The 24,527-nt window shown below is 41.7% G+C and carries 26 protein-coding genes and 4 tRNA genes; 16 read left to right on the top strand and 14 right to left on the bottom strand.

All coding sequences use genetic code 11. The features are described 5' to 3' along the window. The first annotated feature begins 12 nt into the window (after window positions 1-12). From serB to EDC41_RS13520, 3 genes are all read left to right on the top strand, one after another. On the top strand, window positions 13-876 hold the full coding sequence (gene serB, locus EDC41_RS07645) for a phosphoserine phosphatase SerB (protein ID WP_006252100.1): 864 nt from the start codon (window positions 13-15) through the stop codon (window positions 874-876). Between the two features lie 15 nt (window positions 877-891). After that, a complete protein-coding gene (locus EDC41_RS07640) occupies window positions 892-1,383 on the top strand; it encodes a YajQ family cyclic di-GMP-binding protein (RefSeq protein WP_006249599.1) in 492 nt (163 codons plus the stop codon). An 84-nt stretch (window positions 1,384-1,467) separates the two neighbouring features. Beyond that, window positions 1,468-1,644 (top strand): DUF5363 domain-containing protein, encoded by a 177-nt coding sequence (locus EDC41_RS13520; protein WP_006252102.1) that lies wholly within the window; start codon window positions 1,468-1,470, stop codon window positions 1,642-1,644. A 48-nt stretch (window positions 1,645-1,692) separates the two neighbouring features. On the opposite strand, the gene EDC41_RS07635 is transcribed toward EDC41_RS13520, so the two are convergent. Together EDC41_RS07635 and mdh are read right to left on the bottom strand one after the other, a co-directional pair. Then, window positions 1,693-1,989: a hypothetical protein gene (locus EDC41_RS07635; RefSeq protein ID WP_020824234.1), complete on the bottom strand. Its 297-nt coding sequence runs from the start codon at window positions 1,987-1,989 to the stop codon at window positions 1,693-1,695. 76 nt (window positions 1,990-2,065) lie between these two features. After that, window positions 2,066-3,034 (bottom strand): malate dehydrogenase, encoded by a 969-nt coding sequence (gene mdh / locus EDC41_RS07630; protein WP_006249596.1) that lies wholly within the window; start codon window positions 3,032-3,034, stop codon window positions 2,066-2,068. 195 nt (window positions 3,035-3,229) lie between these two features. Here mdh and argR point away from each other — a divergent pair, with 195 nt between their 5' ends. The 3 genes from argR to uvrD are packed head-to-tail and all read left to right on the top strand — an operon-like array spanning window position 3,230 to window position 6,880. Continuing rightward, a complete protein-coding gene (gene argR / locus EDC41_RS07625; RefSeq protein WP_020824233.1) occupies window positions 3,230-3,691 on the top strand; it encodes a transcriptional regulator ArgR in 462 nt (153 codons plus the stop codon). Window positions 3,692-3,740: 49 nt separating this feature from the next. After that, entirely contained in the window at window positions 3,741-4,637 is an 897-nt protein-coding gene (locus EDC41_RS07620; RefSeq protein ID WP_006252105.1) for a TIGR01777 family oxidoreductase, read from the top strand. A gap of 44 nt (window positions 4,638-4,681) precedes the next feature. After that, the gene (uvrD, locus tag EDC41_RS07615) at window positions 4,682-6,880 is read left to right on the top strand and encodes a DNA helicase II (RefSeq protein WP_006252107.1); all 2,199 of its coding nucleotides are present in this window, start codon (window positions 4,682-4,684) and stop codon (window positions 6,878-6,880) included. A gap of 152 nt (window positions 6,881-7,032) precedes the next feature. Here uvrD and EDC41_RS07610 read toward each other — a convergent pair. The 12 genes from EDC41_RS07610 to EDC41_RS07555 form a co-directional block, all read right to left on the bottom strand. Continuing rightward, window positions 7,033-7,107: transfer RNA gene (locus tag EDC41_RS07610), tRNA-Gln, on the bottom strand. A gap of 54 nt (window positions 7,108-7,161) precedes the next feature. Beyond that, window positions 7,162-7,236: transfer RNA gene (locus EDC41_RS07605), tRNA-Gln, on the bottom strand. A 25-nt stretch (window positions 7,237-7,261) separates the two neighbouring features. Continuing rightward, window positions 7,262-7,346, bottom strand: a tRNA-Leu gene (locus tag EDC41_RS07600). Window positions 7,347-7,348: 2 nt separating this feature from the next. Continuing rightward, window positions 7,349-7,425: transfer RNA gene (locus EDC41_RS07595), tRNA-Met, on the bottom strand. Between the two features lie 166 nt (window positions 7,426-7,591). Continuing rightward, window positions 7,592-8,416, bottom strand: a complete 825-nt coding sequence (gene aroE, locus EDC41_RS07590; protein ID WP_006252108.1) for a shikimate dehydrogenase — start codon at window positions 8,414-8,416, stop codon at window positions 7,592-7,594. Between the two features lie 6 nt (window positions 8,417-8,422). Beyond that, window positions 8,423-8,977 carry an L-threonylcarbamoyladenylate synthase type 1 TsaC gene (gene tsaC / locus EDC41_RS07585; protein WP_006249591.1) on the bottom strand — a complete coding sequence of 185 codons (555 nt, stop codon included), beginning with the start codon at window positions 8,975-8,977 and terminating at the stop codon, window positions 8,423-8,425. Further along, window positions 8,970-9,506 (bottom strand): DNA topoisomerase family protein, encoded by a 537-nt coding sequence (locus tag EDC41_RS07580; protein WP_006249590.1) that lies wholly within the window; start codon window positions 9,504-9,506, stop codon window positions 8,970-8,972. The genes tsaC and EDC41_RS07580 overlap by 8 nt, the downstream gene beginning before the upstream one ends. A gap of 9 nt (window positions 9,507-9,515) precedes the next feature. Beyond that, window positions 9,516-9,827, bottom strand: a complete 312-nt coding sequence (gene yqfB, locus EDC41_RS07575; protein WP_006252109.1) for a N(4)-acetylcytidine aminohydrolase — start codon at window positions 9,825-9,827, stop codon at window positions 9,516-9,518. Then, window positions 9,820-10,296: a recombination regulator RecX gene (recX, locus tag EDC41_RS07570; RefSeq protein ID WP_006249588.1), complete on the bottom strand. Its 477-nt coding sequence runs from the start codon at window positions 10,294-10,296 to the stop codon at window positions 9,820-9,822. The genes yqfB and recX overlap by 8 nt, the downstream gene beginning before the upstream one ends. Window positions 10,297-10,354: 58 nt before the next feature. Then, a complete protein-coding gene (recA, locus tag EDC41_RS07565) occupies window positions 10,355-11,461 on the bottom strand; it encodes a recombinase RecA (RefSeq protein WP_006249587.1) in 1,107 nt (368 codons plus the stop codon). 100 nt (window positions 11,462-11,561) lie between these two features. Further along, a complete protein-coding gene (locus tag EDC41_RS07560; protein ID WP_006249586.1) occupies window positions 11,562-12,182 on the bottom strand; it encodes an aminotransferase class IV family protein in 621 nt (206 codons plus the stop codon). Further along, window positions 12,160-13,134 (bottom strand): aminodeoxychorismate synthase component I, encoded by a 975-nt coding sequence (locus tag EDC41_RS07555; RefSeq protein ID WP_032844759.1) that lies wholly within the window; start codon window positions 13,132-13,134, stop codon window positions 12,160-12,162. Before EDC41_RS07555 ends, EDC41_RS07560 begins: the two co-directional genes overlap by 23 nt. A 97-nt stretch (window positions 13,135-13,231) precedes the next feature. On the opposite strand from EDC41_RS07555, the gene EDC41_RS07550 reads away from it, so the two are divergent. The 10 genes from EDC41_RS07550 to lolE all read left to right on the top strand — a co-directional run bounded on the left by EDC41_RS07550 (window position 13,232) and on the right by lolE (window position 24,509). After that, window positions 13,232-14,851 (top strand): DNA recombination protein RmuC, encoded by a 1,620-nt coding sequence (locus EDC41_RS07550; RefSeq protein ID WP_006252111.1) that lies wholly within the window; start codon window positions 13,232-13,234, stop codon window positions 14,849-14,851. A gap of 138 nt (window positions 14,852-14,989) precedes the next feature. Next, the gene (locus EDC41_RS07545; protein WP_006249583.1) at window positions 14,990-15,574 is read left to right on the top strand and encodes an anthranilate synthase component II; all 585 of its coding nucleotides are present in this window, start codon (window positions 14,990-14,992) and stop codon (window positions 15,572-15,574) included. A gap of 96 nt (window positions 15,575-15,670) precedes the next feature. Further along, complete coding sequence (gene prfA / locus EDC41_RS07540; RefSeq protein WP_006252112.1) at window positions 15,671-16,753, top strand: peptide chain release factor 1; 1,083 nt, start codon at window positions 15,671-15,673, stop codon at window positions 16,751-16,753. A gap of 87 nt (window positions 16,754-16,840) precedes the next feature. Further along, entirely contained in the window at window positions 16,841-18,094 is a 1,254-nt protein-coding gene (prmC, locus tag EDC41_RS07535) for a peptide chain release factor N(5)-glutamine methyltransferase (RefSeq protein ID WP_006252982.1), read from the top strand. An 8-nt stretch (window positions 18,095-18,102) separates the two neighbouring features. Further along, on the top strand, window positions 18,103-18,969 hold the full coding sequence (locus tag EDC41_RS07530) for a SirB1 family protein (protein ID WP_006252115.1): 867 nt from the start codon (window positions 18,103-18,105) through the stop codon (window positions 18,967-18,969). A gap of 90 nt (window positions 18,970-19,059) precedes the next feature. Further along, window positions 19,060-19,914: a 3-deoxy-8-phosphooctulonate synthase gene (kdsA, locus tag EDC41_RS07525; protein WP_006252116.1), complete on the top strand. Its 855-nt coding sequence runs from the start codon at window positions 19,060-19,062 to the stop codon at window positions 19,912-19,914. Between the two features lie 222 nt (window positions 19,915-20,136). Further along, complete coding sequence (locus EDC41_RS07520; RefSeq protein WP_006252117.1) at window positions 20,137-21,084, top strand: 2-hydroxyacid dehydrogenase; 948 nt, start codon at window positions 20,137-20,139, stop codon at window positions 21,082-21,084. A 283-nt stretch (window positions 21,085-21,367) separates the two neighbouring features. After that, a complete protein-coding gene (locus tag EDC41_RS07515; protein ID WP_006252118.1) occupies window positions 21,368-22,540 on the top strand; it encodes a lipoprotein-releasing ABC transporter permease subunit in 1,173 nt (390 codons plus the stop codon). 23 nt (window positions 22,541-22,563) lie between these two features. Then, complete coding sequence (gene lolD / locus EDC41_RS07510) at window positions 22,564-23,247, top strand: lipoprotein-releasing ABC transporter ATP-binding protein LolD (RefSeq protein ID WP_006252119.1); 684 nt, start codon at window positions 22,564-22,566, stop codon at window positions 23,245-23,247. Beyond that, on the top strand, window positions 23,244-24,509 hold the full coding sequence (gene lolE, locus EDC41_RS07505; protein WP_006252120.1) for a lipoprotein-releasing ABC transporter permease subunit LolE: 1,266 nt from the start codon (window positions 23,244-23,246) through the stop codon (window positions 24,507-24,509). Before lolD ends, lolE begins: the two co-directional genes overlap by 4 nt. Window positions 24,510-24,527: the final 18 nt, after the last annotated feature.

The following is a 24,527-nucleotide window of genomic DNA, read 5'->3' as shown; positions in this document are numbered from 1 at the left end:
TAAAATAAGACAATGACAAACACAATTTTTATCTATTCAAAAACCTTAAACGAGCGTGAAATTGAACAGTTTTCACAACAAACGGCAGCAATTTTGCTGAAACAAGCGGTCTATTTAGACTACAAAATTGCATTTTTTTCCACAAATTTAACCGCTTGCGAGCTGCGTGAAACGGCACAGAAAATCAATGCGGATATTAGCGATCTCACTATTATTCCAACCTTAAACCAAGGCGGTTTGCTATTAATGGATATGGATTCCACCGCTATTAAAATTGAATGTATTGATGAGATTGCCAAACTTGCCGGCACCGGCGAGGTGGTGTCCGCCATTACTGCCAGTGCAATGCGGGGCGAGCTGGATTTCGAGCAAAGTTTACGCAAGCGAGTCGGCACGCTGGAAAATGCATCGGAAAGCATTTTGCAAAAAGTGCGGGAAAATCTACCGCTTATGGACGGCTTTGAGCAGATGGTTGCTATTCTTAAGGAACACGGCTGGAAATTAGCGATTGCGTCCGGTGGATTTGATTACTTCGCCGATTACTTAAAACAAAAATACGGGTTGGATTTTGCGGTCTCTAACCAACTGGAAATTATTGACGGTAAATTAACCGGCAAGGTGTTAGGCAAAGTAGTGGATGCTCAACATAAAGCCGATACCTTAAAAAATTTGGCAACAACCTTTAATATTCCACAAAATCAATGGGTTGCAGTAGGCGATGGGGCAAACGATCTGCCAATGTTAAAAACCGCCAGTTTAGGCGTTGCTTTGCACGCTAAACCAAAAGTGCAAGCACAAGCTGATTTTGTGGTAAACTTCGGGGACTTAACGGCATTATGTTTATTACTTAATGCCAATCATTTATTTCAACATTAATTGAGAGGAACAACAATGCCATCATTTGATATTGTATCTGAAATCACGATGCACGAAGTGCGTAATGCGGTAGAAAATGCCAATCGTGTATTAAGCACCCGCTACGATTTCCGTGGGGTGGAAGCCGTTATTGAGTTAAATGAAAAAAATGAAAGCATTAAGCTCACGACCGAATCGGATTTCCAATTAGAGCAGTTAATTGAGATTTTAATCGGCTCTTGCGTAAAACGTGGGATCGAGCATAGTTCATTAGATATCCCTACAGAAAGTGAGCATCACGGTAAACTCTATTCCAAAGAAATTAAGCTCAAGCAAGGGATTGAGTCAGATATGGCGAAGAAAATTACCAAGCTGATTAAGGATTCTAAAATCAAGGTTCAAGCCCAAATTCAGGGTGAACAAGTGCGTGTGACCGGTAAATCCAGAGATGATTTACAAGCCGCAATTCAGCTAGTGAAAGGGGCAGATTTAGGGCAGCCATTCCAATTTAATAATTTCCGTGATTAGCAATTCCTGCAATTAATGATGACAAGTGGAAAAATTCAGCAAAATTTGACCGCTTGCATTAATAATTCAACATAAAAGGAAGAGATGATGAGCGAGCAAACAGAAAAGAAAGGCTGGTTTAAAAAAGCACTTGAGAAATATGATGCCTTTTGCGATGAGCTAGGGGTAAATCAAGGTGCTTGCCGAGGTTGTGTCCCTGTGGTGAAGTTTGACCCTGAACCGGAAAAAGAGCAGCCAGAAAAATCAGAAAATAAAACATAGAAAAAATGCACAATGGGAAGATACATTGTGCATTTTTTTATGGGGTTTTTAATTGGCGTGATGATGGGCAAAATATTGCTTAACTCCGCCATCTTTCTTGCAGGGATTCTGAATATCAGTAGAGTAACTACCGTTAAAACAAAGAGCAGTAGCATTCGATGGTTTAATCTTTTCCTGTTTAGTTAGGGCTGGCGGTTGAGTATTGGTTTCACTAATATAGATCGTTTTAGGTTGAGAATAGTCTATATTTTTGTCGCCATTTACGACTTGAACGGGGGTGTTCGATCTGCAAGCTACAACCGATGCTGAAGCCAATGTAAGTATAATGATATTGTGTTTTTTCATGGGTAATTTCCGTTTTTATATTTTTAATTGAGAGAATGTTAAAAAGGGCTGATTTCTCAACCCTTAAAGTTATGCCTTAAGCATTTTTATTAAAAGTTTGTCCTAACTGAATTTCATCATTTAATACAGGAATTAACTGCTCTAGTTGATCTTTTTCAAATTCGCTGAGATTGCCGATAGGTAGAACTTTTTCCACACCATTTGTACCTAAACGAATCGGGTAAGCAAAGAATGCCGGAGAGGTTTCGCCATTGGCATTATCTACATAAGCATAACGAATGACATCTTCCCCGATTAAGGCTCTCACTAAACCAAGTGCAAATTCTGCTCCTGCTTGAGCCATAGATAAGGTTGCTGAGCCACCACCTGCTTTTGCCTCAACCACTTCAGTACCGGCGTTTTGGATACGATGAGTTAATTGCTCGATTTGTTCTTGAGTGAACTCAAGTTTTAAGCCATTTACTGTTGCTTGTGAAAGCAGTGGAAGAATAGTTGTGCCGGAATGTCCGCCAATCACAGGCACTCTTACATATTTCACATTCACGTCTTTCGCTTCAGCCACAAAGGTATTCGCTCGAATAACATCTAATGTTGTAACACCGAAAAGTTTATTTTTGTCATACACACCGGCTTTTTTCAATACTTCTGCCGCAATCGGAATAATGGTGTTTACCGGGTTAGTAATAATTGCAATGCAAGCTTTAGGGCAAACTTTCGCTGCTTTTTCGACTAAGTTATGCACGATAGTGGCATTCGTATTGAATAAATCGGCACGTGTCATCCCCGGCTTACGGGCAACACCAGCAGAAATAACGACCACATCGGCATCTTTTAGTGCCTCAGTCGGATCTTCACCTGCAAAACCGGTTACTTTTACATCAGTTGGAATATGGCTTAAATCCACTGCAATTCCTGGAGTAACAGGGGAAATATCGTAAAGAGATAATTCAGATTTAGCCGGTAAATTGAGTTTTAATAATAAGGCGAGTGATTGACCGATTCCACCTGCAGCACCTAAAAGGGCAACTTTTTTACTTTGACACATAAAATTTCTCCTAAATGTTATGGAAGTTTAGACCAATTTAGTCTAAGCCAATTTTTTGGGCGATTCAAACGGCAAATCTCATTTTTGAGACATAGAGCAAATTTTTAGCTGATTTTTATGGGTTTTATTGATTTATTTGCATAAATAAGCAAGAATTATGAATATTTTTAAGTTTTTGTGAATAAGAGTGTGAAAGTGGACAAGATAGATAGTTTATCAGAAGCGTTTAAATCGCTGTTAAAGGAAGAAAAATTCGGCTCGCAAAGTGAAATTGTTGCCGCACTACAAGAGATGGGCTTTGATAATATCAACCAATCCAAAGTTTCTCGAATGTTATCAAAATTTGGTGCAGTCAGAACCCGTAATCCTAAAATGGAAATGGTGTATCAGCTACCAGTCGAATTAAGTGTACCGACTACCTCCAGCCCACTTAAAAATTTGGTGGTAGATATTGATCATAATGATGCGTTAATTGTGGTCAAAACCAGCCCCGGTGCGGCTCAACTGATTGCACGTTTGCTCGATTCAATGGGTAAAGCCGAAGGTATTTTAGGCACTATTGCTGGCGATGATACGATTTTTATAACGCCGGTACGCAATATGCAAATTGAAAAATTGGTGAAGAATGTGACACAGTTATTTGAAACATCATTATAGAATAAGTAAAGGAGGACTTAATGTTCTCCTTATTTTTTAGGAGATTATTATGCACATTTTTATAACAGGTGGTACGGGTTTTATTGGGCGTGAATTAATCCAGCAATTAAAATCTGAAAATCACCACTTTACACTTCTTACTAGAGATACAGAAGCGAAAAGTGGTGATTTACAGATTAATTATTGCTATTCACTTGATGAACTTGTTGATTTAAATGATTTTGATGCAGTAATTAACCTTGCCGGTGAGCCGATTTTTGATAAACGTTGGACAGACGAACAAAAACAGAAATTGATTGAAAGCCGGGTTAACCTAACGAATAAGCTCAGTCAATTAATGAATGCAAGCTCTAACCCTCCGCATACTTTTCTCTCCGGTTCGGCAATCGGGATTTATGGCGATTTGCCTCCTTCTGCAAATTTTTATACAGAATCGACTGCTTGTTATCAAGATTGCTTTACCAACCGGCTTTGCCAACAGTGGGAAGCCGCTGCACTAAAAGCCGCAAGTGATAAAACCCGAGTGTGTTTAATTCGTACCGGCACGGTATTTTCGCCCGAAGGCGGAGCATTAAAGAAAATTTTACCGCTTTATCGATGCGGATTAGGCGGAAAACTTGGTTCAGGCAAACAATATTGGGCGTGGATCAGCCGCCGGGATCACGTACAAGCGGTCATTTTTCTGCTCAAAAATGCAAATTGTTCGGGTGCTTATAATTTTGTTGCACCAAATCCGGTGAGAAATGAAGAATTTAATCGTATTTTAGCGAATGCTGTTAATCGCCCGGCATTCTTTACTGTGCCTGAATTTGCCTTGAAATTAGGCTTAGGCGAACGAGCTTGTTTAGTCTTAGATAATCAACAGCTCATTCCGGAAAAACTACTCGCAGCCAGTTTTGTATTCCAAGATCCGATTTTAACCGAGAACGTTTTCTTAAACCCATAATTTAGGCTATAATGCTGTATAAAAGCACAGATTAAAAGGTGATTATGGATTTCTCATTATTATTAGACGGTTTAAATGACAAGCAGAGGGAGGCGGTTGCTGCCCCGATTGGTAATTATTTAGTGTTAGCCGGGGCGGGTTCGGGCAAAACTCGGGTTTTAACCCATCGCATTGCGTGGCTGATTGGGGTGGAAAATGTGCCGGAATCCAATATTTTGGCTGTTACCTTTACCAATAAAGCGGCGGCGGAAATGCGACATCGGATTGAGTACACTCTTTCCCAATCGGGCGATAATCGATTGTTCGGAATGTGGGTTGGTACTTTCCACAGCATTGCCAACCGCTTACTTCGTTCCCACTATTTAGATGCGGATTTACCGCAAGATTTCCAAATTATGGATACCGAAGATCAGCAACGTTTACTCAAACGTTTACTGAAACTGCATAATATTGATGAGAAACATTTTCCGCCAAAACACGTTGCGTGGTATATCAACGCCCAAAAAGATAAAGGCAAACGGGCAAAAGATATTGATCACCATAACGATCCGAATGAAAAAAAATTGGTGGAGATTTACCAAATCTATCAAGATGCCTGCGACCGAGCCGGTTTGTTAGATTTTGCCGAGCTGTTGATTCGGGCTTATGAACTATTCAAAACCAAACCAACCATTTTGCAACGTTATCAACAACGTTTTCAGCAAATTTTGATTGATGAGTTTCAAGACACCAACAATATTCAGTACGACTTAATTCGTTTGCTTGCCGGCGATGTCGGCAAAGTGATGATTGTCGGCGATGATGATCAGTCTATTTATGGTTGGCGTGGGGCACAGGTTGAGAATATCCAACGTTTCTTAAATGATTATGACAACGCTCAAACCATTCGCTTAGAGCAAAATTACCGCTCTACCGGCAACATTTTAAGCTGTGCCAATGAATTAATTGCCAATAACGATAACCGCTTAGGCAAAAATTTATGGACAGATAGCGGTGATGGCGAGCCTGTGGATATTTACTGTGCCTTCAACGAACTTGATGAAGCTCGCTTTGTTGCCTCGCAAATCAAGCAATGGAAAGAAGACGAGGGTGATTTGGCGGAATGTGCGGTGTTGTATCGCAGCAACAGCCAATCTCGTGTGATTGAGGAAGCTTTAATTCAAGCGAATATTCCTTATCGCATTTACGGTGGAATGCGATTCTTTGAACGCCAAGAAATTAAAGATGCTCTGGCTTATTTACGCTTAATCGCCAATCGTCAAGACGATGCGGCGTTTGAACGGGTGATCAACACGCCAACCAGAGGCATTGGCGATCGTACCTTAGACACACTCCGTCAAATTACCCGTGGTCGCCAAATTACGCTGTGGCAAGCAATTCAAGTGGCGGTGCAAGAAGAACAACTTTCAGGGCGTGCCACTTCTTCCTTATTGCGTTTTGTAGAGCTGATTAATGCTCTTGATCAAGAAACCGAGCAGATGTCGCTTGCCGAACAAACCGATTTTGTGATTAAAAAATCGGGTTTATATGAAATGTATAAGCAAGAAAAAGGCGAAAAGGGCGAAGTTCGGATTGAAAACTTAGAAGAGTTAGTTACCGCAACTAAGCAGTTTGTGAAACCTGACGAAGCGGAAGAGCTGACCGATCTTACCGCATTTTTAACCCACGCCTCACTTGAGGCTGGAGAAGCCCAAGCCTCGCAACACGAAGATTATGTCGAACTGATGACGCTACATTCCGCCAAAGGATTGGAGTTTCCCCGTGTGTTTATTGTGGGCGTGGAAGAAGGGATTTTCCCAAGCGGAATGAGCTTTGATGAAGGCAGGTTGCAAGAAGAACGCCGTTTGGCTTATGTCGGCATAACCCGAGCTAAGAAAAAACTGACGATTAGCTATGCCGAATCAAGACGGCTTTATGGTAAAGAAGAACGCCACGTTCCGTCTCGCTTTATTGCTGAATTACCTGAAGAGCATATTCGAGAAGTGAGATTGAGAGGCTCAATTAACCGAGCGGCAAGTTTTAACCAAGCTAATTCATTTGCAAAAAATCCGACAAAAACGACCGCTTCCTTTTTAAACGATGATACTTGGAAAATGGGGCAGAAAGTGAACCACGCTAAATTTGGACAAGGCACGATTATTAATGTGGAGGGCTCAGGTGAAGCCACCCGTTTGCAAGTTGCCTTTGTCGGCAACGGCATTAAATGGCTGATTGCCAAAATGGCAAATTTAGAGAGGATTTAGGCGAATAAAAAGTTTTTTGCAGGAATATAGATATAAGGGGCGAGATATATTGCCCCTTAACCTTAAACTAAGGGTAAATAAAATTAAATAATGCAAGCTAGATATAATGTAAAGTATCAGAAATAAGATATTAATTTAAGATAAAGAATAGATGGCTGGGGTACTAGGATTCGAACCTAGGGATGCCGAGATCAAAACCCGGTGCCTTACCGCTTGGCGATACCCCAAAAGAAAAAACTAACTTACGTTAGCTTATATAGATTTGAATGTTTGAAATTAAGTGGCTGGGGTACTAGGATTCGAACCTAGGGATGCCGAGATCAAAACCCGGTGCCTTACCGCTTGGCGATACCCCAACACTAATTTTTGTTAATCGATAAATGGTGCGGGACGAGGGACTTGAACCCACACACCTCGCGGCGCCAGAACCTAAATCTGGTGCGTCTACCAATTTCGCCAGTCCCGCAATGGTGGCTACAGCGAGATTCGAACTTGCGACCCCAACATTATGAGTGTTGTGCTCTAACCAGCTGAGCTATGTAGCCATTTGCGTTCACCATATCGGTCAACGGAGTGCATTATGCTGATTTTAGGGCTTTCCGTCAAATACTTTTTTTAAAAAATTTGAATTTTTGATTCGCTTGTATAGTTATTCGTCGTTTTGGCTTAAATCTAGCATTTTTTGTTTATAAAATAATAGCTTATATTCTGCTATTTCACCGTTTGCATTTCTAATTTTAATTGAGCCAGTACAGGCTCAACATCGGGGAATTGCCCTTCCCACAAAGAAAACGCAAACGCTGCCTGTCCAACCAACATTCCTAATCCGTCTTGGCACGCTGTTGCTCCACAACGCCTTGCATAATTGAGAAAAGGAGTTTGCATATTGGGGGCATATTGCATATCGTAAATATTCGCCGATGCTATAACAGATTCAGGCAATTCAACATATTTGCCTTGCAGACCGAGAGAGGTGGCATTGACGATTAAATTAAACCGTTGGTTTGCCAAATCGCTTAAACAAGCGGTCTGAATTTTGCCAAATTTTGCAAATTTTTCGGCTAAAACGACCGCTTTCTCCTGCGTGCGGTTATATAGAGTAATCTCTAACCCCGCTTTAAGTAACGGAAGTAATACGCCTTTGGTTGCTCCACCTGCTCCAAGAATTAAGGTTTTATGCCCTTTTTGTAACCAACCTAGCCGTTCCAAATCAGAAACTAAACCGGCCCCGTCGGTATTATCGGCATATAACCGTCCATCTTCTAAGCGTTTAAGCGTATTACACGCCTGTGCCAACAAAGCGGTTTCGCTAAATTCATCTGCCAATTTAAAGGCTCTTTCTTTAAAAGGGGCGGTGATGTTGCAACCTTTTGCTCCAGAAGCGAAAAAATCGGCTAATTGTTGCTCAAAAGCCGTTTCATCTCCTAAGTTAGCGATATATTCAATGTTGCGTTGGGTTTGTAAAGCAAAGAGTTGATGAATACGGGGGGATTTACTTTGAGCAATCGGGTTGCCCCACACGGCATATCGGTTCATTTCGGCTTATCCTTGTCTAAAAATCTGTTGGCTGAAAATATCTCGAATTTCGGAAGGGTTTTCTCTACCTAGCGTGTCTGCGTGTAATACAGGAAAATCTTGACCAAACTGATCGATGACTTCTTTTGCATTGCGGCAAGGTGGTTCTCCGCTCAAATTGGCACTGGTAGAGGTCAACGCAACGCCGCTTGCCTCACACAACTGAACCACCGCCGGCACATTACATAAACGTACGGCAATAGAATCAAATTTGCCAGTGAGGTAACTTGGCACAGTATTTTTAACCGGTACGATCCAAGTAATTGCCTGCTCGCCAATATGGCTTAGGCGTTGCCAAGCCTGTTCCGTCATTCGAGCTTCATCAATATAGGGAAGAAGATACTTTAAATCAGAAGCCAGTAAAATTAGCCCTTTTTCCTCAGGGCGTTGTTTTAATACGAGTAATTTCCTTACCGCTTTTTCACTTTGTGGATTGCAGCCTAAGCCAAAAACCGCTTCGGTTGGGTAAGCTACAACTTCTTCTTGCTTTAATTGATTAACTATTTCTAAAAAATTATTCATTCGGTTTTAATTCTGTTTGGTGCTGGCAACTTTTGTTAGCACAAATGGTGAATTGCTTGCCCTTAATTTTTTTGATTGTAGCGAGTTCACAACCACATTTTTCACACAAGTGGTTAATCGGTCGAGTTGCTAATGTAAATTTGCAATTAGGGAAGCCTATACAACCATAAAATATTTTGCCTGAACGCCCTTTTCTAGCAATCAGTTTATGTTGCTTGCATTCAGGGCAATCAAACTCTTCTTCAACCTCAGCTTCTTCGTGTACGATGAAGTGGCATTCAGGGTAATGGCTACAGCCGATAAAAATACCATAATTGCCTTGTTTTAATTGGAGGTTTCCGCCACATTCAGGGCAAAGTTCATCTAATTGCTTAATAATATGACCGGCTTGATGTAATGGCTTAATATAATCACATTCAGGGTAAGCTGAACAACCCAAAAATAACCCTTTTTTGCCCTGCTTAATTTGCAACGGCGAGCCACATTGTGGGCAAGTTTCGGTCTGTTTGGTTGATTTGAAAAGTACCATATTGATTTGCTAAATAAGCGTAAATTCAATCACAAAAAACGCATTGTCATTCGGATAAATCTCCCGAATAACTTGTTTCAATTCGGCTAAGCTCATATTTTCTTGTTTAGCGTGTTGCTCGTTTAATTCATCAAACACTATAGGTGTTACCGATAGTACTTTAATATTGGCGAAAAATCTATCGGTTTCATTAGTAAAAACCGCTAATTCTTGGTTTGGTTGAAAATAAGATTCTGACTTGTCTCGAATCGTAATTGTTTTTTTACCGCTTAAAATATCGGCTTCAAATCGGCTGAAAAAGGTAATTTTCTCTCTATTCATATTCATCGCTACTGTAATCCAGAGCCATTAAATGACTAAAATGATCGTTATAAAAACCACGGCTAACCATAAATCGCCACATTTTCTGCTTTGCTTTCAGATCCCATACAAGCGGTCGTTTTTTCTCAAAAATTTGCTCAGCTAATTCAAACCAATCCACTTCGGCGTTTTCTAATTCTTGGTTAATTAACCAATCTTTTACCCCTTTAAGTTTTAGCTCTTGCTTTAAACGGCGAGGCCCAATGCCTTGCATTGAACGATAACGGATAAAAGTGGTACAAAAGCGTTCATCACTTTGCCACTGATTCGCTTGAGCTTTTTCAATCGCTGCATCAATCTCCGTGAGTTCATACTCTTTTTGCTTTAGTTTTTGCCGAAGCTCTTGCTCGCTGTAATCACGCTTTGAAAGTAAATATAGCAGATAATTAACCGCTGTGTATTTATTTGTTTTAGTAGTAGATGTTGTCATTTATCGGTTATAAATAAAAATGCGATTTTCACGTTGAGCGAAAACCGCATAAATTTAATTAGAGTTCTTCTTCACTAAATTCATCATCTGCATTGTCTGCATTTTCAGAATCTGGAGTAGCCGTAAAAGTTGGGTTTGAAATGAGTAGATTTCGAATATCTTGCTCAATTTTACTCGCCACTTCAGGGTGTTCTTTTAACCATTTGATGGCATTATTTTTACCCTGACCGATTTTCTCCCCTTCATAAGAGAACCAAGCCCCTGCTTTATTAATGAAGCCGTGAGATTCCGCTAAAATGAGTAATTCATTCATACGGGCAATGCCCTCACCGTACATAATATCAAATTGGACTTCACGGAACGGTGGAGCAACCTTGTTTTTCACAATTTTCACTTTTGTTTCGCTACCGATAACCTCATCACCGTCTTTTACTACGCCTGAACGACGAATATCTAAACGTACTGAAGCATAGAATTTAAGGGCATTACCACCAGTTGTGGTTTCAGGGTTACCGAACATTACCCCAATTTTCATACGAATTTGGTTAATGAAAATCACCAAGCAGTTGGTCGCTTTGATATTTGCGGTTAATTTACGCAATGCTTGTGACATTAAACGAGCTTGTAAGCCCATATGGGAATCACCCATATCGCCTTCAATCTCTGCTTTTGGTGTAAGTGCCGCAACAGAGTCCACAATAATGACATCAACCGCACCGGAACGAACTAACGCATCACAAATTTCTAATGCTTGTTCGCCATTATCCGGTTGTGAAATTAATAATCCATCTGTATCTACCCCTAACTTACGGGCGTAAATAGGATCAAGTGCGTGTTCGGCATCAATAAAGGCACAAGTTTTACCATTTTTTTGGGCTTGAGCCACCACAGATAAAGTTAATGTAGTTTTACCTGAAGACTCCGGTCCATAAATTTCCACAATACGACCCATTGGTAAACCACCAATGCCTAATGCTGAGTCTAAACCAAGAGAACCGGTTGAAACTGCTTCAATATCAAGGGCTTGAGTATCGCCTAACTTCATAATTGAGCCTTTGCCAAATTGCTTTTCAATTTGAGCTAATGCGGCTGCCAACGCTTTTTCTTTTTGTTCCGGATCAATCTGTTTAACCGGAGTGTTCTTTTGACTTTTTTTCTCTGCCATATTCTATCCTTTGTAAACTTTTATCTAAAAGCAACCGCTTGTTGCTGCAAAATAACTGTATATTATTATAGTATTTACTTATCCAGTTGCAAGCATTTTTTTAGGATTTTCGATCAAGATCACAAAAATAAATTTGCGAGCAAGGCAATGCCCTTGGTTCCTCAAAGGGATTAAGAGCATTAATCAACATAATTTTTTCATATTGATGCAAATCTTGCTTGGCTATTTTGGCTAAAACGACTTTCCCTTCATCAAGCAATTTACTAAGCTGAGTGCCTTTGAGCAAATAATGTTGCGGGCTATACCAGATTCCTTGTTTTAGGAACAGTAAATTGCCGATGGAGCAATCACTGACGTAGCCATTATTGAGAATAATCACCTCTTCATTTTGTAAAATAGGGAGCAAATCAAACCGCTTGCGGTCGCTAAATTTGAGGTGATAATCCCAATTTTCCACCTCAACCAAGCGAAAACGTTCTACTTTTTTGGGCGAATAGATAAAAAATTTCAGCTCAAATTCTGTTGCGTTGTAATCTATTCGGCAACGTACTTTGCCCCGTTGAGAAGCCTCTGGCACAACTAAAATATCAGCAAGGCTAAAACGAGGTTCACAGCCAAAATATTCTTGTGTTGCTTGCTCAAAACGTTGTTGATGATACTGTAAGTTCTGAACTTTGCCGTCAATAATCGAAAGGGTTTCAAATAGCGGAAATCGGCACATAGACTTTCTCTAACAGTTCATTATATTCATCAGTTAACACACTTTGTGAGGTAATGCCACCACCACTATGAAACACAAGCCCGTTTGAGGTTTGAGCAATGTAACGAATTGCCACCGCACTTTCTAAGCTCTCGCCATCAAAATAACCAAAAATACCGGTGTAGTAACCCCGTTTTCCTAATTCTGCTTGCTGAATAATCGAAACCGTTTTCTCTTTCGGTGCACCGCTAATGGAGCCGGCAGGTAGTAATTTTGCCAATATCGAACCGATATTTTCTTGCCAATTTTCACCTAATTCGCCACAGATCTCGGAACTTGTCTGCAAAATTGCCCCTCGATGGGTTTCTACTTTTTCCACATAACGGTATTTAGTCACTTCAATATTTTTCGCCACCAACGCCAAGTCATTTCGGATCAAATCCACAATGGTATTATGTTCGGTAAACTCTTTTTCCGAAGCCATTAATTTCTGCTCGGCATTCTCCTCATTTGCATTAATTGTGCCTTTCATCGGGTAGGAAAAAATGCGGTTATTTTCAATTCGCACAAAGCATTCAGGGGAAAAACAGACGAACCTGCCTTGCAAATAACATTTATATTTTGCTTTGCTGGCGGCAAAAATTTCCGCCAATGAATAATTGGTTTCAATGGCAGTCGGGTAGCTCAAATTCAGCAAGTAGCTATTGCCGGCTTGAATTTCCTTTTTCACTAATTCAAACCCGGTTTGGTATTCGCTAAACGGAATCGGATTTGCCGATAATTCAAAAGCTTTAGTCGGTTTTTTAACCGGCTTTTCGAGATTCGATTTGCAAAAAAATTCAAAAAAAAGACCGCTTGCGTGAGCCTGTTCTAGCGGAAAAATAAGTGGCTTTTTCTGCTCAAAATCAATTAAAAAGAAAAAAGGGCGTTTTGCTTGCCCGTAGTGATTGGCTTGGTGAATAAAATCTTGCATAGAAAACACAATGGCTGAAATTGGCTGAATCATCAAAAGCTCTGTTATAATGCAAAGCAATAGATTTGAAAAGCATTTTTTAAAAAAGGTTTTACCGATGAACAACACCATTCATTTTCAAGAAATTGGGATCTACATCGCCCTTGCCGTTTGTGTGCTGGTAGGCGTTTATCTCTTTTTCTTGAAATCCCGTTATCAGCGAGATGCCTACGAATTAAGCCAAGATCTTGGCAAAATCACCGAAAATTTTGAACAAATTCAGCAAAAATATGAGGTGTTGGCTCAAGAAAAAAATCAGCTTGAGCAGTGGGCAATTCAACAACAGACCAAATATGAAGCAGTGAGTGAACGTTTAAACGAGCGAGATGGGCAATTGCAACGATTCCAACAAAAAATCGAACTTGCCGAACAGCAAGAAAACCAGCTGGAACGCTATATTAATGAGCTAAAAGAACGTGTGGGTTCTTCCCAAGCAAAGGCAGAAAGTTTGGAAGAACAGCTACAATTTAGCCAAAGTTCACTCTCAACTAAAGAGCGGGAAAATCAAGCGTTATTTAGCCGTTTAAACGAGGTACAAAACGAGCTGACCGAACTGCGTACTACGCTTTCGGAAAAACAGGCAAATTTTGAAGCACAACAACGCAATTTTATTGAGGTAAAACAACAGCTTAATGTGGAATTTCAACATTTGGCACAACAAATTCTTGACGAAAAAAGCAAGCGTTTTAGCGAAACCAATCAAAGCTCGTTAGAAGCTCTACTGAAGCCGTTCAAAGAGCAAATTGAAGGCTTTCAAAAACGGGTGAATGAGGTACATAGTGAGTCGCTCAAAGGCTCGGCAAATTTAGAGGCTGAAATTAAGCGGGTGCTACAAATTGGCGTTTCAATGTCGGAAGAGGCACAAAATCTGGCAACGGCATTAAAAGGCAATAATAAAATTGCCGGCAACTGGGGCGAAGTACAGCTTGAAAGTGCCTTACAATCTGCCGGTTTACTCGCAGGCGAGCATTACCAAGCCCAAGAGAGTTTTCGTGATGAAGAGGGGCGACGTTTTGCCCCCGATTTTGTGGTGCATTTGCCGGATCAAAAACATCTGATTATTGACAGTAAAGTCTCGTTAGTAGCGTACGATCAAGCGGTCAGATCAGAAGAAAATTTTGCAATTTCTCAAGCCTTAGACGAACATTGCCGTTCGCTACGCAATCATATTGAGGGATTGTCTAAGAAGAACTACAGTGCATTATTAGGCATTAAAAGCCCGGATTTTGTACTGATGTTTATTCCGATAGAACCGGCTTATATTGAAGCGATGAAGCACGATCCGCAACTGTTTAACTTTGGCTATGAACGCAATGTGATTTTGGTTTCTCACACCACCTTAATGCCGATTTTACGCACGGTCGCCAATTTATGGCGGATTGAACGAGGCAACAGCGAGGCTCGTGAAATCAGCGAAAAAGCCGGCGAAATTTACAACCAAGTGTGTGCGGTTGCCGATCGGTTAGCTAAATTAGGTAACACGCTAAATACCGCAAATAATCAATACAATCAAACCGTTACCTCGTTAGTGGGACGGCAAGGCTTACTGGGCAAAGTGGAACGATTCCAACATCTTTCAAGCAAAGCAAGCCAAATTGTGCCGCAGGTTGAGCTGATTGAAAATGAGGTGGATACTATTAAATTGGAAATGGTATCGAGAGAATTATTGGAAGAATAGTCAAATCTCTTTATTCCCTAAAATTGTAGGGGCGGGTCCTGTGCCCGCCCGATATTTCAAACAATATTTTTCGGGCGGGCACAGGAACCGCCCCTACAAAAATATGGGGTGATTTGAAATACTAAAGAAAATAATAAAATGCTAAAAAAACTATTAATCATCGACAACCACGACTCTTTTACCTTCAACTTGGTGGATTTACTCCGTAAGCTTGATGTGCCGGCGAAAGTGGTGCTGGTTGAAGAGCTTGACCTCAATGAGGTGGAGCATTTTAGCCATATTTTGATTTCGCCCGGCCCTGATGTGCCGAGAGCCTATCTACAAACCTTTGCGATGTTGGAGCGTTATCATCAAACCAAATCAATTCTAGGCGTTTGCTTGGGGCATCAAACGATTTGCGAGTTTTTTGGCGGCAAGTTGTATAACCTAAACGATGTTAGACACGGGCAGCAACGCACGCTCACTCAAATTGAGCCTAACCCCATATTTAAAGGTTTGCCTAAGCAGTTGAAAGTTGGGTTGTATCACTCTTGGGGCATTTTGCAAAATTCGTTGCAAAATACACCGCTTGTACCAACCGCAGTTTGCGATCAAAATGTGTTAATGGCGTTTAAACACCAACATTTGCCGATTTTTGGCGTGCAGTTTCACCCGGAATCTTTTATCACTGAATTTGGTCAACAAATGTTGGCAAATTGGCTTGAGATTACACAAGATTTTTAGCGTGAAATCCGCTATAATCCGTCAGTTATTTACCCTTTTAAAATCTGTAGGGGCGAAAAATTTTTCGCCTTACTTAATATGCAAGAGATAATTTAAATGAAAGATTCGATTATCAATAAATTAGAAAGTTTAAGTGAACGCCACGAAGAACTACAGGCGTTACTTGGCGATGCCTCAATTATTTCCGATCAAGACAAATTCCGTGCTTATTCCAAAGAATATTCGCAATTAGAAGAAGTGGTTGGCACCTTTAACCGCTGGAAAAAGCTGAACAATGATATTGAAGAGGCTCAATTATTACTCGATGATCCTGATATGAAGGATATGGCAGCGGAAGAAATTGCGGAAAATAAAGCCGAAATCGAGAATCTTGAGCAACATTTACAAATTTTATTATTGCCGAAAGATCCGAATGATGAATACAACGCCTTCCTTGAAATCCGTGCCGGAACGGGCGGTGACGAGGCTGGTATTTTTGCCGGTGATTTATACCGTATGTACAGCCGTTATTGCGAAAGCAAACGCTGGCGGATTGAAGAAATGTCGGCAAATGAGAGCGAACAAGGCGGATATAAAGAGATCATCGTGAAAATTTCAGGCGAAGGCGTTTACGGTCAGCTTAAATTTGAATCGGGCGGACACCGTGTACAACGTGTGCCGAAAACCGAATCACAAGGGCGTATTCACACCTCTGCTTGCACGGTAGCGGTAATGCCGGAGTTGCCGGAAAGCGAAATGCCGGAAATCAATCCATCTGATCTGCGAATTGACACCTACCGCTCATCGGGTGCAGGCGGTCAGCACGTTAATACCACCGACTCTGCGGTGCGGATTACCCATATCCCGACCGGGATTGTGGTCGAGTGCCAAGACGAGCGTTCACAACACAAAAATAAAGCTAAAGCGTTGGCGGTGTTAGCCTCTCGTATTGTACAAGTCGAGCAGGAACGCCAAGCCGCGGAGCAAGCGGATACCCGCCGTAACTTACTCGGTTCAGGCGACCGTTCGGATAAAATCCGCACCTACAACTACCCGCAAGGGCGTGTGACCGACCACCGTATTAACCTCACGGTTTATCGTTTAGACGAAGTGATGAACGGCAAAATTGACGAGCTGATCCAACCGATTATCACTGAATATCAAGCGGATCAATTGGCGGCGTTGTCTGATCAAAATTAAGTCACAAGCGGTTAGGTTTTGCCAATTTTTTGTAAAATTAGACTGCTTGTTTATATCTTAGAGGAATCCTGATAATACTGAAATATCATGCAAACTGATAACGTTACTTTATCTGAATGGCAATTTGGGGAGAAACCAAATACCCTAGCCAACCTTGTGCTTGCTGGCATAAAGACGGCTACTTGTTCTGGATATTGCTTTTATAAGTTAGACAATGAGCCTCTTCCGCAAAAAGGTGAGCGACACATAGTGTTAGACAGCCAAAATTGTCCTGTTGTGATGATTGAATTAACTTGTATAGAGCGAAAAAAGTGGTTCGAAATTGATGAAAAGTTTGCACTTTTAGAGGGGGCGGATTCCTTCAGTGAGTGGGAAAGGACGCACCGAAATTTTTTTAACGCACAGCTTGAACGGGCGATTGATGAGCAGTTTGAACTCGTTTGTGAACAGTTTCATACGGTAAACATTTTTTCAAAAACGTATGCCCAATGGTTTCGGTTTGCTGAGCAGACTCTCCTTGAAAATGCCGAGCAAGATCCGTTTTTAAACGCCAAATTTGATGCTAATTTGTTGCTGCAAGCAGTCACAAAACGCTCAAAATCGGCCATTTTTGCTTTTTCCGAAACAGTGCTTTCTGAACGTGAGCTGGTGGAATTAGCGGAAAAATTAGCTCGACGTGCCAAAGGTGAGCCGATGGCATATATTTTAGGCTATCGGGAATTTTGGTCGTTGCCGTTAAAAGTTTCACCGGCAACACTCATTCCTCGCCCTGATACGGAACGATTGGTTGAGTTGGCGTTGGAATATGCTAACAAGCGGTTAGAAAATCAGAAAATGTTGCAAATTCTGGATCTCGGTACTGGCACAGGGGCGATTGCGTTGGCACTGGCGAGTGAATTAGGTGAGAAAGCGCAAATTATCGGCGTGGATTTCCAAAATGAGGCGGTGCAACTGGCAGAAGAAAATCGCCAACACTTGGGCTTAAATCAGGTTACATTTTTACAAAGCGATTGGTTCAGTTCACTGGCAAATCAACAATTTGATTTAATTGTCTCAAATCCGCCCTACATTGATGAAGCAGACGAAAATTTGACGGTGGGAGACGTACGTTTTGAACCTTTAACCGCCTTAGTTGCCGATAATAAGGGATTGAGCGATTTGCAAAAAATTATTCAAAATGCACCGCTTTACTTAAAGCCACAAGGGGCGTTAATGCTCGAACACAGCTGGCAACAGGGGAATGCGGTTCGTGATTTATTTGATTTAAACTTGTGGGAACAGGTGGAAACTGCTCAAGATTATGCCGGCAATGACCGAGTAACCAAAGCGATTTTAAAATAAGGCAGAAAATGGACGATATTATTGAAGAATTGTTAAAAGAGTTGAAAGATCCGAAAGTAACCATCAGCGAAACCGAGCTGAAAAAGTTTCTTTATCGTGAAATTTTACGATTAACTACGCTCATTGATAGGAATGTAAGTGAGCAACAAGTGTTTGGTCAGATGTCTGCGTTGGTGAAAAAAGCTCGCTATAACGTGAATGGCGAAGGCGATGAAGAGAGAATTAACCAATTACTTGATTTAGTCTATCGTGAATGGGGCTTTCATTGCTACTATGAAGACTATTTCCACACCGAAAATTTATTGCTAAATCAAGTGATTCGCAAACGGCGTGGAATGCCGGTTTCACTTGGGGCGGTGGTGCTTTATTTAGCTGCGGTATTAGATTTACCGATTTACCCGGTTAATTTTCCGACTCAACTTGTGCTACGGGCTGAAATGCGCCAGCCGAACGGAGCCACTAAAGTGCGTTTTATCAACCCCTGGAACGGTGAATTTCTCACTATCGAAATGCTGAATAAATGGCTGGAGGGTGAAATGGGCTTTGGGGTCGAAGTCACCCCTGATTTATTAAGACGGGCAGAACCACAAGAGTTGCTGGAGAGGGTCGAAACTGTGTTTAAAATGGCACTTACCCGTGAAGGCAAATATGAAGAAACCTTACGCTTGATTGAATACCGCTTGGCATTTAGCCCGGAAGATCCGTACGAAATCAGAGACCGAGGAATGGTACTGGCAAGTATGGATTGCTACCAAGCAGCATTAGAAGATATTAATTATTTCATTGACCAATGCCCTGAAGATCCTTCTGCCGAAATTTTAAAAATGGAAGTGAAAGGACTACAACAAAAAAGCCAAGAAAGTTTGGTGCATTAAGCTGAGAAGCTGCCCCAAAGGGGCTGAGCTATGATTAACCTAGTACGGCTTTGCCGTGCTAGGCAGTAAAATAAGAAACAAGGACTCCCTATGACAGATAAAATTGTAAAAGTTGGCAATATTGAAGTGGCGAATCACAAGCCGTTTACCCTTTTTGGTGGCATGAACGTGCTGGAAAGCCGAGATATGGCACTGAGAGTGTGTGAGCAATATGTTGAAGTCACGCAAAAACTAAACGTTCCTTATGTATTTAAAGCCTCCTTTGACAAAGCAAACCGTTCTTCAATCCACTCTTACCGTGGGCCGGGAATGGAAGAAGGCTTAAAGATTTTCCAAGAATTAAAACAAACCTTTGGCGTGAACATCATTACCGATGTACACGAAATTTACCAATGTAAACCTGTGGCAGAAGTGGTTGATGTGATTCAACTTCCTGCTTTTTTGGCCCGACAAACCGATTTAGTGGAAGCAATGGCCCGTACCGGTGCGGTTATTAATGTCAAAAAACCACAATTTTTAAGCCCTGGGCAAATGGGGAACATCGTAGAAAAGATTGCTGAATGTGGCAATGATAAAGTGATTTTGTGCGACCGTGGCACAAACTTTGGTTACGATAATCTAGTTGTGGATATGCTTGGTTTCGGCATTATGAAAAAAGTGTCGAAAGGTTGCCCGGTGATTTTTGATGTGACTCACTCATTACAATGCCGTGATCCATTCGGTGCGGCTTCCGGTGGTCGCAGAGATCAAGTAACCGAACTGGCACGCTCCGGTATGGCGATTGGTGTAGCCGGCTTGTTCTTAGAAGCTCACCCGGATCCAAACTCGGCGAAATGTGATGGTCCATCTGCATTACCGCTGTCAAAATTAGAAGCCTTTGTTTCACAGATGAAAGCGATTGATGAGTTGGTTAAGAGCTTTGAAGAAATTGATACTTCCAAATAAACTTTCTCCGCATTAAATCCTTTCCTACTTTCTTTGCTTCGCCAAAGAAAGTAGGCAAAGAAAGGCGACCCTACTTCGCTACTTTTCTTCGCTTAGTGTGAATGGGTTTAACGAAAAATTTACATTCGCTTCGCTCAGAGTAAATTTTCCTACCCATTCAAACACGCTCAGGTAGCTCAGAAGGGATGTAAGAAATGTAAAAAGACAGAATAGGAGAAAATAATGTTAAATATTGTTTTTCTTGACCGTACCGGTATTCCTGCTACTCACGAGATTCCTCGCCCGAATTTTCCGCATACTTGGACAGAATATGCTACCACCTCTGCCGACCAAACTTTTGAGCGGGTAAAAGAGGCGGATATTATCATCACCAGCAAAGTGCTGCTCCAACGTGATTTACTGGCTAAATTACCCAAGCTGAAATTAATTGCGATCACAGCAACCGGCACGAACAATGTGGACTTAGCAGCAGCAAAAGAGTTAGGGATTGCAGTTAAAAATGTGACCGGCTATTCCACCGTCACCGTGCCGGAACACGTCATTGGTATGATTTATTCCCTGAAACACCGCTTAGCCGATTACCATCGTGATTTAATTACATCAGATCGCTGGGCAACCTGTGGGCAATTTTGCTATGTAGATTACCCGATTCACGATGTTCGTGGCTCAACCTTAGGCATTTTCGGTAAAGGGAACATCGGGGCTGAAGTGGCACGGCTGGCACAAGCGGTCGGAATGCAGGTTATTTTTGCAGAACATCAAGGCGCAACTGAAATTCGAGAAGGCTACACCGCCTTTGAAGAGGTATTCAAACAAGCAGATATTATTTCACTACACTGCCCTTTAACCGAGCAGACTCAAAACCTGATTAATGCAGAAACCTTAGCCTTAATGAAGCCGACCGCTTATATTATCAATACGGGTCGAGGCCCACTGATTGATGAACAGGCATTGCTTGAGGCATTAGAGCAAGGCAAGATTGCCGGCGCTGCGTTAGATGTTTTAGTGAAAGAGCCGCCTGAAAAAGACAACCCTTTAATGTTAGCAGCAAAACGTTTACCAAATTTACTGATTACACCACACGTTGCGTGGGCAAGCGACTCTGCGGTCACAACGCTAGTGAACAAAGTAACACAAAATATGGAAGAGTTTGTAGAAACAGGTAAATAATTTGTAGATACCATAAGATATTGTTTAGATTTCAATTTACCGTTTCGAACAACCCTCTCCCCTTATGGGAGAGGGACGATTTTTCTTCATTCAGAAGAAAAATCAGGGAGAGGGAACAAGCGGGTATTTTTCATCAGAATTTTGCAAATACCCCCTCTCTCTGAAAAATATTTCTGAACGAAATATTTTTCGGTCTCTCTCCCACAAGGGGAGATAGTGGTAAACTCCATAGGGACGGACCGATATATCCACCCGTAGTATCTATTATTTTTAAAAGAAACAGATGAATTTAACCCCTTTTTTTATTGCTTTTCGCTATTTTAGATCGAAAAGTGCTGACCGTTTCGGGCGGTTAGTCACCAATCTTGCCAGCCTTGGCATTGTGCTGGGCGTAATGGCATTGGTGATTGTGCTGTCGGTTATGAACGGTTTGGAAAATATGCAGAAAACCAATCTGCTATCCACCTTGCCGCACGCTATCATCACCCCTCAAGAGGGGCATTTTGCCAAAGGTGAAAAACTGGCTCTACCTGAATTTGCCAAGCAAAGTGTGGTGATTAACCGTGCGAATGTGATTATCCAAAGTTCACAAGGCATTAACGCCGGTCAGTTAATCGGCGTGGAAAATGCCACAGACGATCCGTTGTTAGTGGCGGAAAATATCCCCGCATTATTGCCTAGCGGTGAATTTAAGGTAGTAATTGGCTCTCGTTTAGCCAATAAATTGAACGTTACGGTAGGCGATAAGCTCCGCTTAATGATCACTGAAAACAGCCAATATACGCCACTTGGGCGAGTGCCGGTACAGCGTTTGTTTGAAATTTCGGGCGTTTATCAATCTAATCGTGAAGCGAGCGAATTTACCCTCTTTGCTAATTTAGCTGATGTCGGGCGTTTGCTTCGCATCAGCGAAGATCAAGTACAAGGCGTACGTTTATATTTGCAAGATCCTTTCCAAGTTACCGAACTTAGCCAATATTTCGATGCAGAACGCTACCAAATCAGTGATTGGCGTGAGCAAAAAGGCGAATTTTTCCAAGCGGTGAAAATGGAAAAAAATATGATGGGCTTACTCATCAGCCTGATTATTGTGGTTGCAATTTCCAACATTGTGACTTCACTCAGTTTGATGGTGGTAGACAAACAGGGCGAAATTGCAATTTTACAAACCCAAGGCTTAACCAAAAAACAAGTGATGCAGATTTTTGTGTTCCAAGGGGCGATTGTCGGAGTAATTGGCTCGATTATTGGTGGTTTGCTCGGCGTATTGATCGCCTACAATTTAGATCAGATTATCCAGCAATTAAACCCGAGCATACATCTGCCTACCTTAATTTCAGGCTCGCAAATTGCGGTTATTGTTGGGGTGTCGATGCTTCTTTCACTCCTTTGCACACTTTACCCGGCATACCGAGCCTCAAAAATTGAGCCGGCACAGGCATTAAGATATGAATAATAAATAATAAGAACGGAAATAAAATGACAGAATTACTTCGCTGTGAACATATCAGCAAATTTTACGATGAGGGCGAACAGAAAGTTCAGGTGCTAAAAGAGGTGTCATTTTCGATGAACGAAGGTGAGCTGGTGGCGATTGTCGGTAGTTCAGGTTCCGGCAAAAGCACCCTATTGCACACATTAGGCGGGCTAGATCAGCCAAGCACCGGTGAAGTCTGGATTCGAGGGCAATCTCTGCAACAGCTCAGTTCAGACAAATTAGCGTTATTGCGTAACCAAAACTTAGGCTTTGTGTACCAATTTCATCACTTAATGGCAGACTTTACCGCCCTTGAAAATGTGATGATGCCGATGCTGATCGGCAAACAGAACAAAACTGAAGCTGTCAATCGTGCCGAGAAAATGCTACAAGCGGTCGGATTAGCTCATCGAATGACACATCGCCCATCAGCACTTTCAGGCGGCGAACGCCAACGGGTGGCGATTGCCCGAGCGTTGGTTAATAATCCGGCTCTGGTACTTGCCGATGAACCGACCGGTAATTTAGACCAAAAAACCACTGAAAGCATTTTTGAGCTGATTCAACAGCTCAACCAAGAGCAGAACATTGCGTTTTTATTAGTAACGCATGATTTAAATCTAGCGAATAAACTTTCACGTAGTCTTGTAATGCGAGATGGCGTGTTAAGCGAGGGGAGCTTATGAGTACGCCGTTTTTCATTAGCTGGCGTTACCAACGGGGCAAACAGAAAAACAGACTGGTTTCACTAATTGCCCTCTTCTCCAACATCGGGATTGCCCTTGGGGTTGCGGTATTAATTATCGGGCTAAGTGCAATGAACGGCTTTGAGCGAGAGCTGAATAATCGTGTACTTTCGGTTGTGCCGCACGCAGAATTAGTTTCGTTTCAAGGCAATCAGCCTCAGCCGATTTTTGATAGCAAAAAATTAGAGGCATTGGTAAAAAAATCGCAAAATGTGACCGCTAGTTCCCCTTTCGTGAGCTTTACCGCCTTAATTGAAAATGGGGCTCAGCTTAAAATCGCCCAGGTGCGAGGGGTTGATCCTAAAAAGCAAGATCAGGCCAGCCAATTAAGCCAATTTATTCCACCCGAGCAATGGCAAGCGTTCAATCAGCAATTTCAAGCCGATGAAGATGGCTTGATTTTAGGAGCCGGTATTGCCAAAGCGTTAGAAGTTGAGGCAGGAGACGAAGTTACGCTTTTAATTCCTCAGCCAACAGAAGACGGCAAATTAGCCCAGCCCTTGCGTTTTAACCTAAACGTAACCGGCATTTTGCGGCTAGATGGGCAGCTGGATCACAGTTATGCCTTAATTCCACTGAATAAAGCTCAAGAGCTGATGGAATACCAAGCGAATGAAGTGTCAGGACTTGAAATCAGCCTTGCCAATCCGTTTGATGTACAACAGCTTGAAATGCCACAACTGAACGGCTATACCCAACCGCTTTATTTGAATACGTGGATCGATAAATTCGGTTATATGTATAACGATATTCAGCTGATTCGCACCGTGATGTACATTGCAATGGTTCTGGTAATTGGCGTTGCCTGTTTTAATATTATTTCCACCTTGATTATGGCGGTGAAAGACAAACAGGGCGATATTGCGATTTTACGAACACTTGGTGCAAATAACGGTTTTATCCGCCGCATTTTCTTATGGTATGGCTTAATTTCAGGTATGAAAGGGGCGTTATTCGGGCTGATTTTAGGTGTGATTTTATCGCTAAATTTAACCGCTATTATCAAAGCGATTGAAGCATTCTTTGAGGTGAAATTGCTTTCAGACGGAGTTTATTTTGTTGATTTCTTACCAAGTGAATTACATTGGCAAGATGTCGTCTATGTATTGGCGGCCACGATTATCCTAAGCCTTTTTGCCAGCTTATACCCTGCCAACCGAGCCGCTAAATTAGAACCGGCAAAAGTGTTAAGTGGGCATTAATCATTTTCCTATTCTAAT

Source organism: Mannheimia haemolytica, assembly GCF_004342115.1.
Classification (GTDB): Bacteria; Pseudomonadota; Gammaproteobacteria; order Enterobacterales; family Pasteurellaceae; genus Mannheimia; species Mannheimia haemolytica.
Note: the sequence above shows the minus strand (reverse complement) of the source record. Positions and strands in the feature narration are given on the sequence as shown.

What these genes read in the sequence shown, in the direction of transcription:
- serB (WP_006252100.1), top strand. Translation starts at nt 13, where the DNA reads ATGACAAACACAATTTTTATCTATTCAAAAACCTTAAACGAGCGTGAA.
- EDC41_RS07640 (WP_006249599.1), top strand. Translation starts at nt 892, where the DNA reads ATGCCATCATTTGATATTGTATCTGAAATCACGATGCACGAAGTGCGT.
- EDC41_RS13520 (WP_006252102.1), top strand. Translation starts at nt 1,468, where the DNA reads ATGATGAGCGAGCAAACAGAAAAGAAAGGCTGGTTTAAAAAAGCACTT.
- EDC41_RS07635 (WP_020824234.1), bottom strand. Translation starts at nt 1,989, where the DNA reads ATGAAAAAACACAATATCATTATACTTACATTGGCTTCAGCATCGGTT.
- mdh (WP_006249596.1), bottom strand. Translation starts at nt 3,034, where the DNA reads ATGTGTCAAAGTAAAAAAGTTGCCCTTTTAGGTGCTGCAGGTGGAATC.
- EDC41_RS07620 (WP_006252105.1), top strand. Translation starts at nt 3,741, where the DNA reads ATGCACATTTTTATAACAGGTGGTACGGGTTTTATTGGGCGTGAATTA.
- uvrD (WP_006252107.1), top strand. Translation starts at nt 4,682, where the DNA reads ATGGATTTCTCATTATTATTAGACGGTTTAAATGACAAGCAGAGGGAG.
- aroE (WP_006252108.1), bottom strand. Translation starts at nt 8,416, where the DNA reads ATGAACCGATATGCCGTGTGGGGCAACCCGATTGCTCAAAGTAAATCC.
- tsaC (WP_006249591.1), bottom strand. Translation starts at nt 8,977, where the DNA reads ATGAATAATTTTTTAGAAATAGTTAATCAATTAAAGCAAGAAGAAGTT.
- EDC41_RS07580 (WP_006249590.1), bottom strand. Translation starts at nt 9,506, where the DNA reads ATGGTACTTTTCAAATCAACCAAACAGACCGAAACTTGCCCACAATGT.
- yqfB (WP_006252109.1), bottom strand. Translation starts at nt 9,827, where the DNA reads ATGAATAGAGAGAAAATTACCTTTTTCAGCCGATTTGAAGCCGATATT.
- recX (WP_006249588.1), bottom strand. Translation starts at nt 10,296, where the DNA reads ATGACAACATCTACTACTAAAACAAATAAATACACAGCGGTTAATTAT.
- recA (WP_006249587.1), bottom strand. Translation starts at nt 11,461, where the DNA reads ATGGCAGAGAAAAAAAGTCAAAAGAACACTCCGGTTAAACAGATTGAT.
- EDC41_RS07560 (WP_006249586.1), bottom strand. Translation starts at nt 12,182, where the DNA reads ATGTGCCGATTTCCGCTATTTGAAACCCTTTCGATTATTGACGGCAAA.
- EDC41_RS07555 (WP_032844759.1), bottom strand. Translation starts at nt 13,134, where the DNA reads ATGCAAGATTTTATTCACCAAGCCAATCACTACGGGCAAGCAAAACGC.
- EDC41_RS07550 (WP_006252111.1), top strand. Translation starts at nt 13,232, where the DNA reads ATGAACAACACCATTCATTTTCAAGAAATTGGGATCTACATCGCCCTT.
- EDC41_RS07545 (WP_006249583.1), top strand. Translation starts at nt 14,990, where the DNA reads ATGCTAAAAAAACTATTAATCATCGACAACCACGACTCTTTTACCTTC.
- prfA (WP_006252112.1), top strand. Translation starts at nt 15,671, where the DNA reads ATGAAAGATTCGATTATCAATAAATTAGAAAGTTTAAGTGAACGCCAC.
- prmC (WP_006252982.1), top strand. Translation starts at nt 16,841, where the DNA reads ATGCAAACTGATAACGTTACTTTATCTGAATGGCAATTTGGGGAGAAA.
- EDC41_RS07530 (WP_006252115.1), top strand. Translation starts at nt 18,103, where the DNA reads ATGGACGATATTATTGAAGAATTGTTAAAAGAGTTGAAAGATCCGAAA.
- kdsA (WP_006252116.1), top strand. Translation starts at nt 19,060, where the DNA reads ATGACAGATAAAATTGTAAAAGTTGGCAATATTGAAGTGGCGAATCAC.
- EDC41_RS07520 (WP_006252117.1), top strand. Translation starts at nt 20,137, where the DNA reads ATGTTAAATATTGTTTTTCTTGACCGTACCGGTATTCCTGCTACTCAC.
- EDC41_RS07515 (WP_006252118.1), top strand. Translation starts at nt 21,368, where the DNA reads ATGAATTTAACCCCTTTTTTTATTGCTTTTCGCTATTTTAGATCGAAA.
- lolD (WP_006252119.1), top strand. Translation starts at nt 22,564, where the DNA reads ATGACAGAATTACTTCGCTGTGAACATATCAGCAAATTTTACGATGAG.
- lolE (WP_006252120.1), top strand. Translation starts at nt 23,244, where the DNA reads ATGAGTACGCCGTTTTTCATTAGCTGGCGTTACCAACGGGGCAAACAG.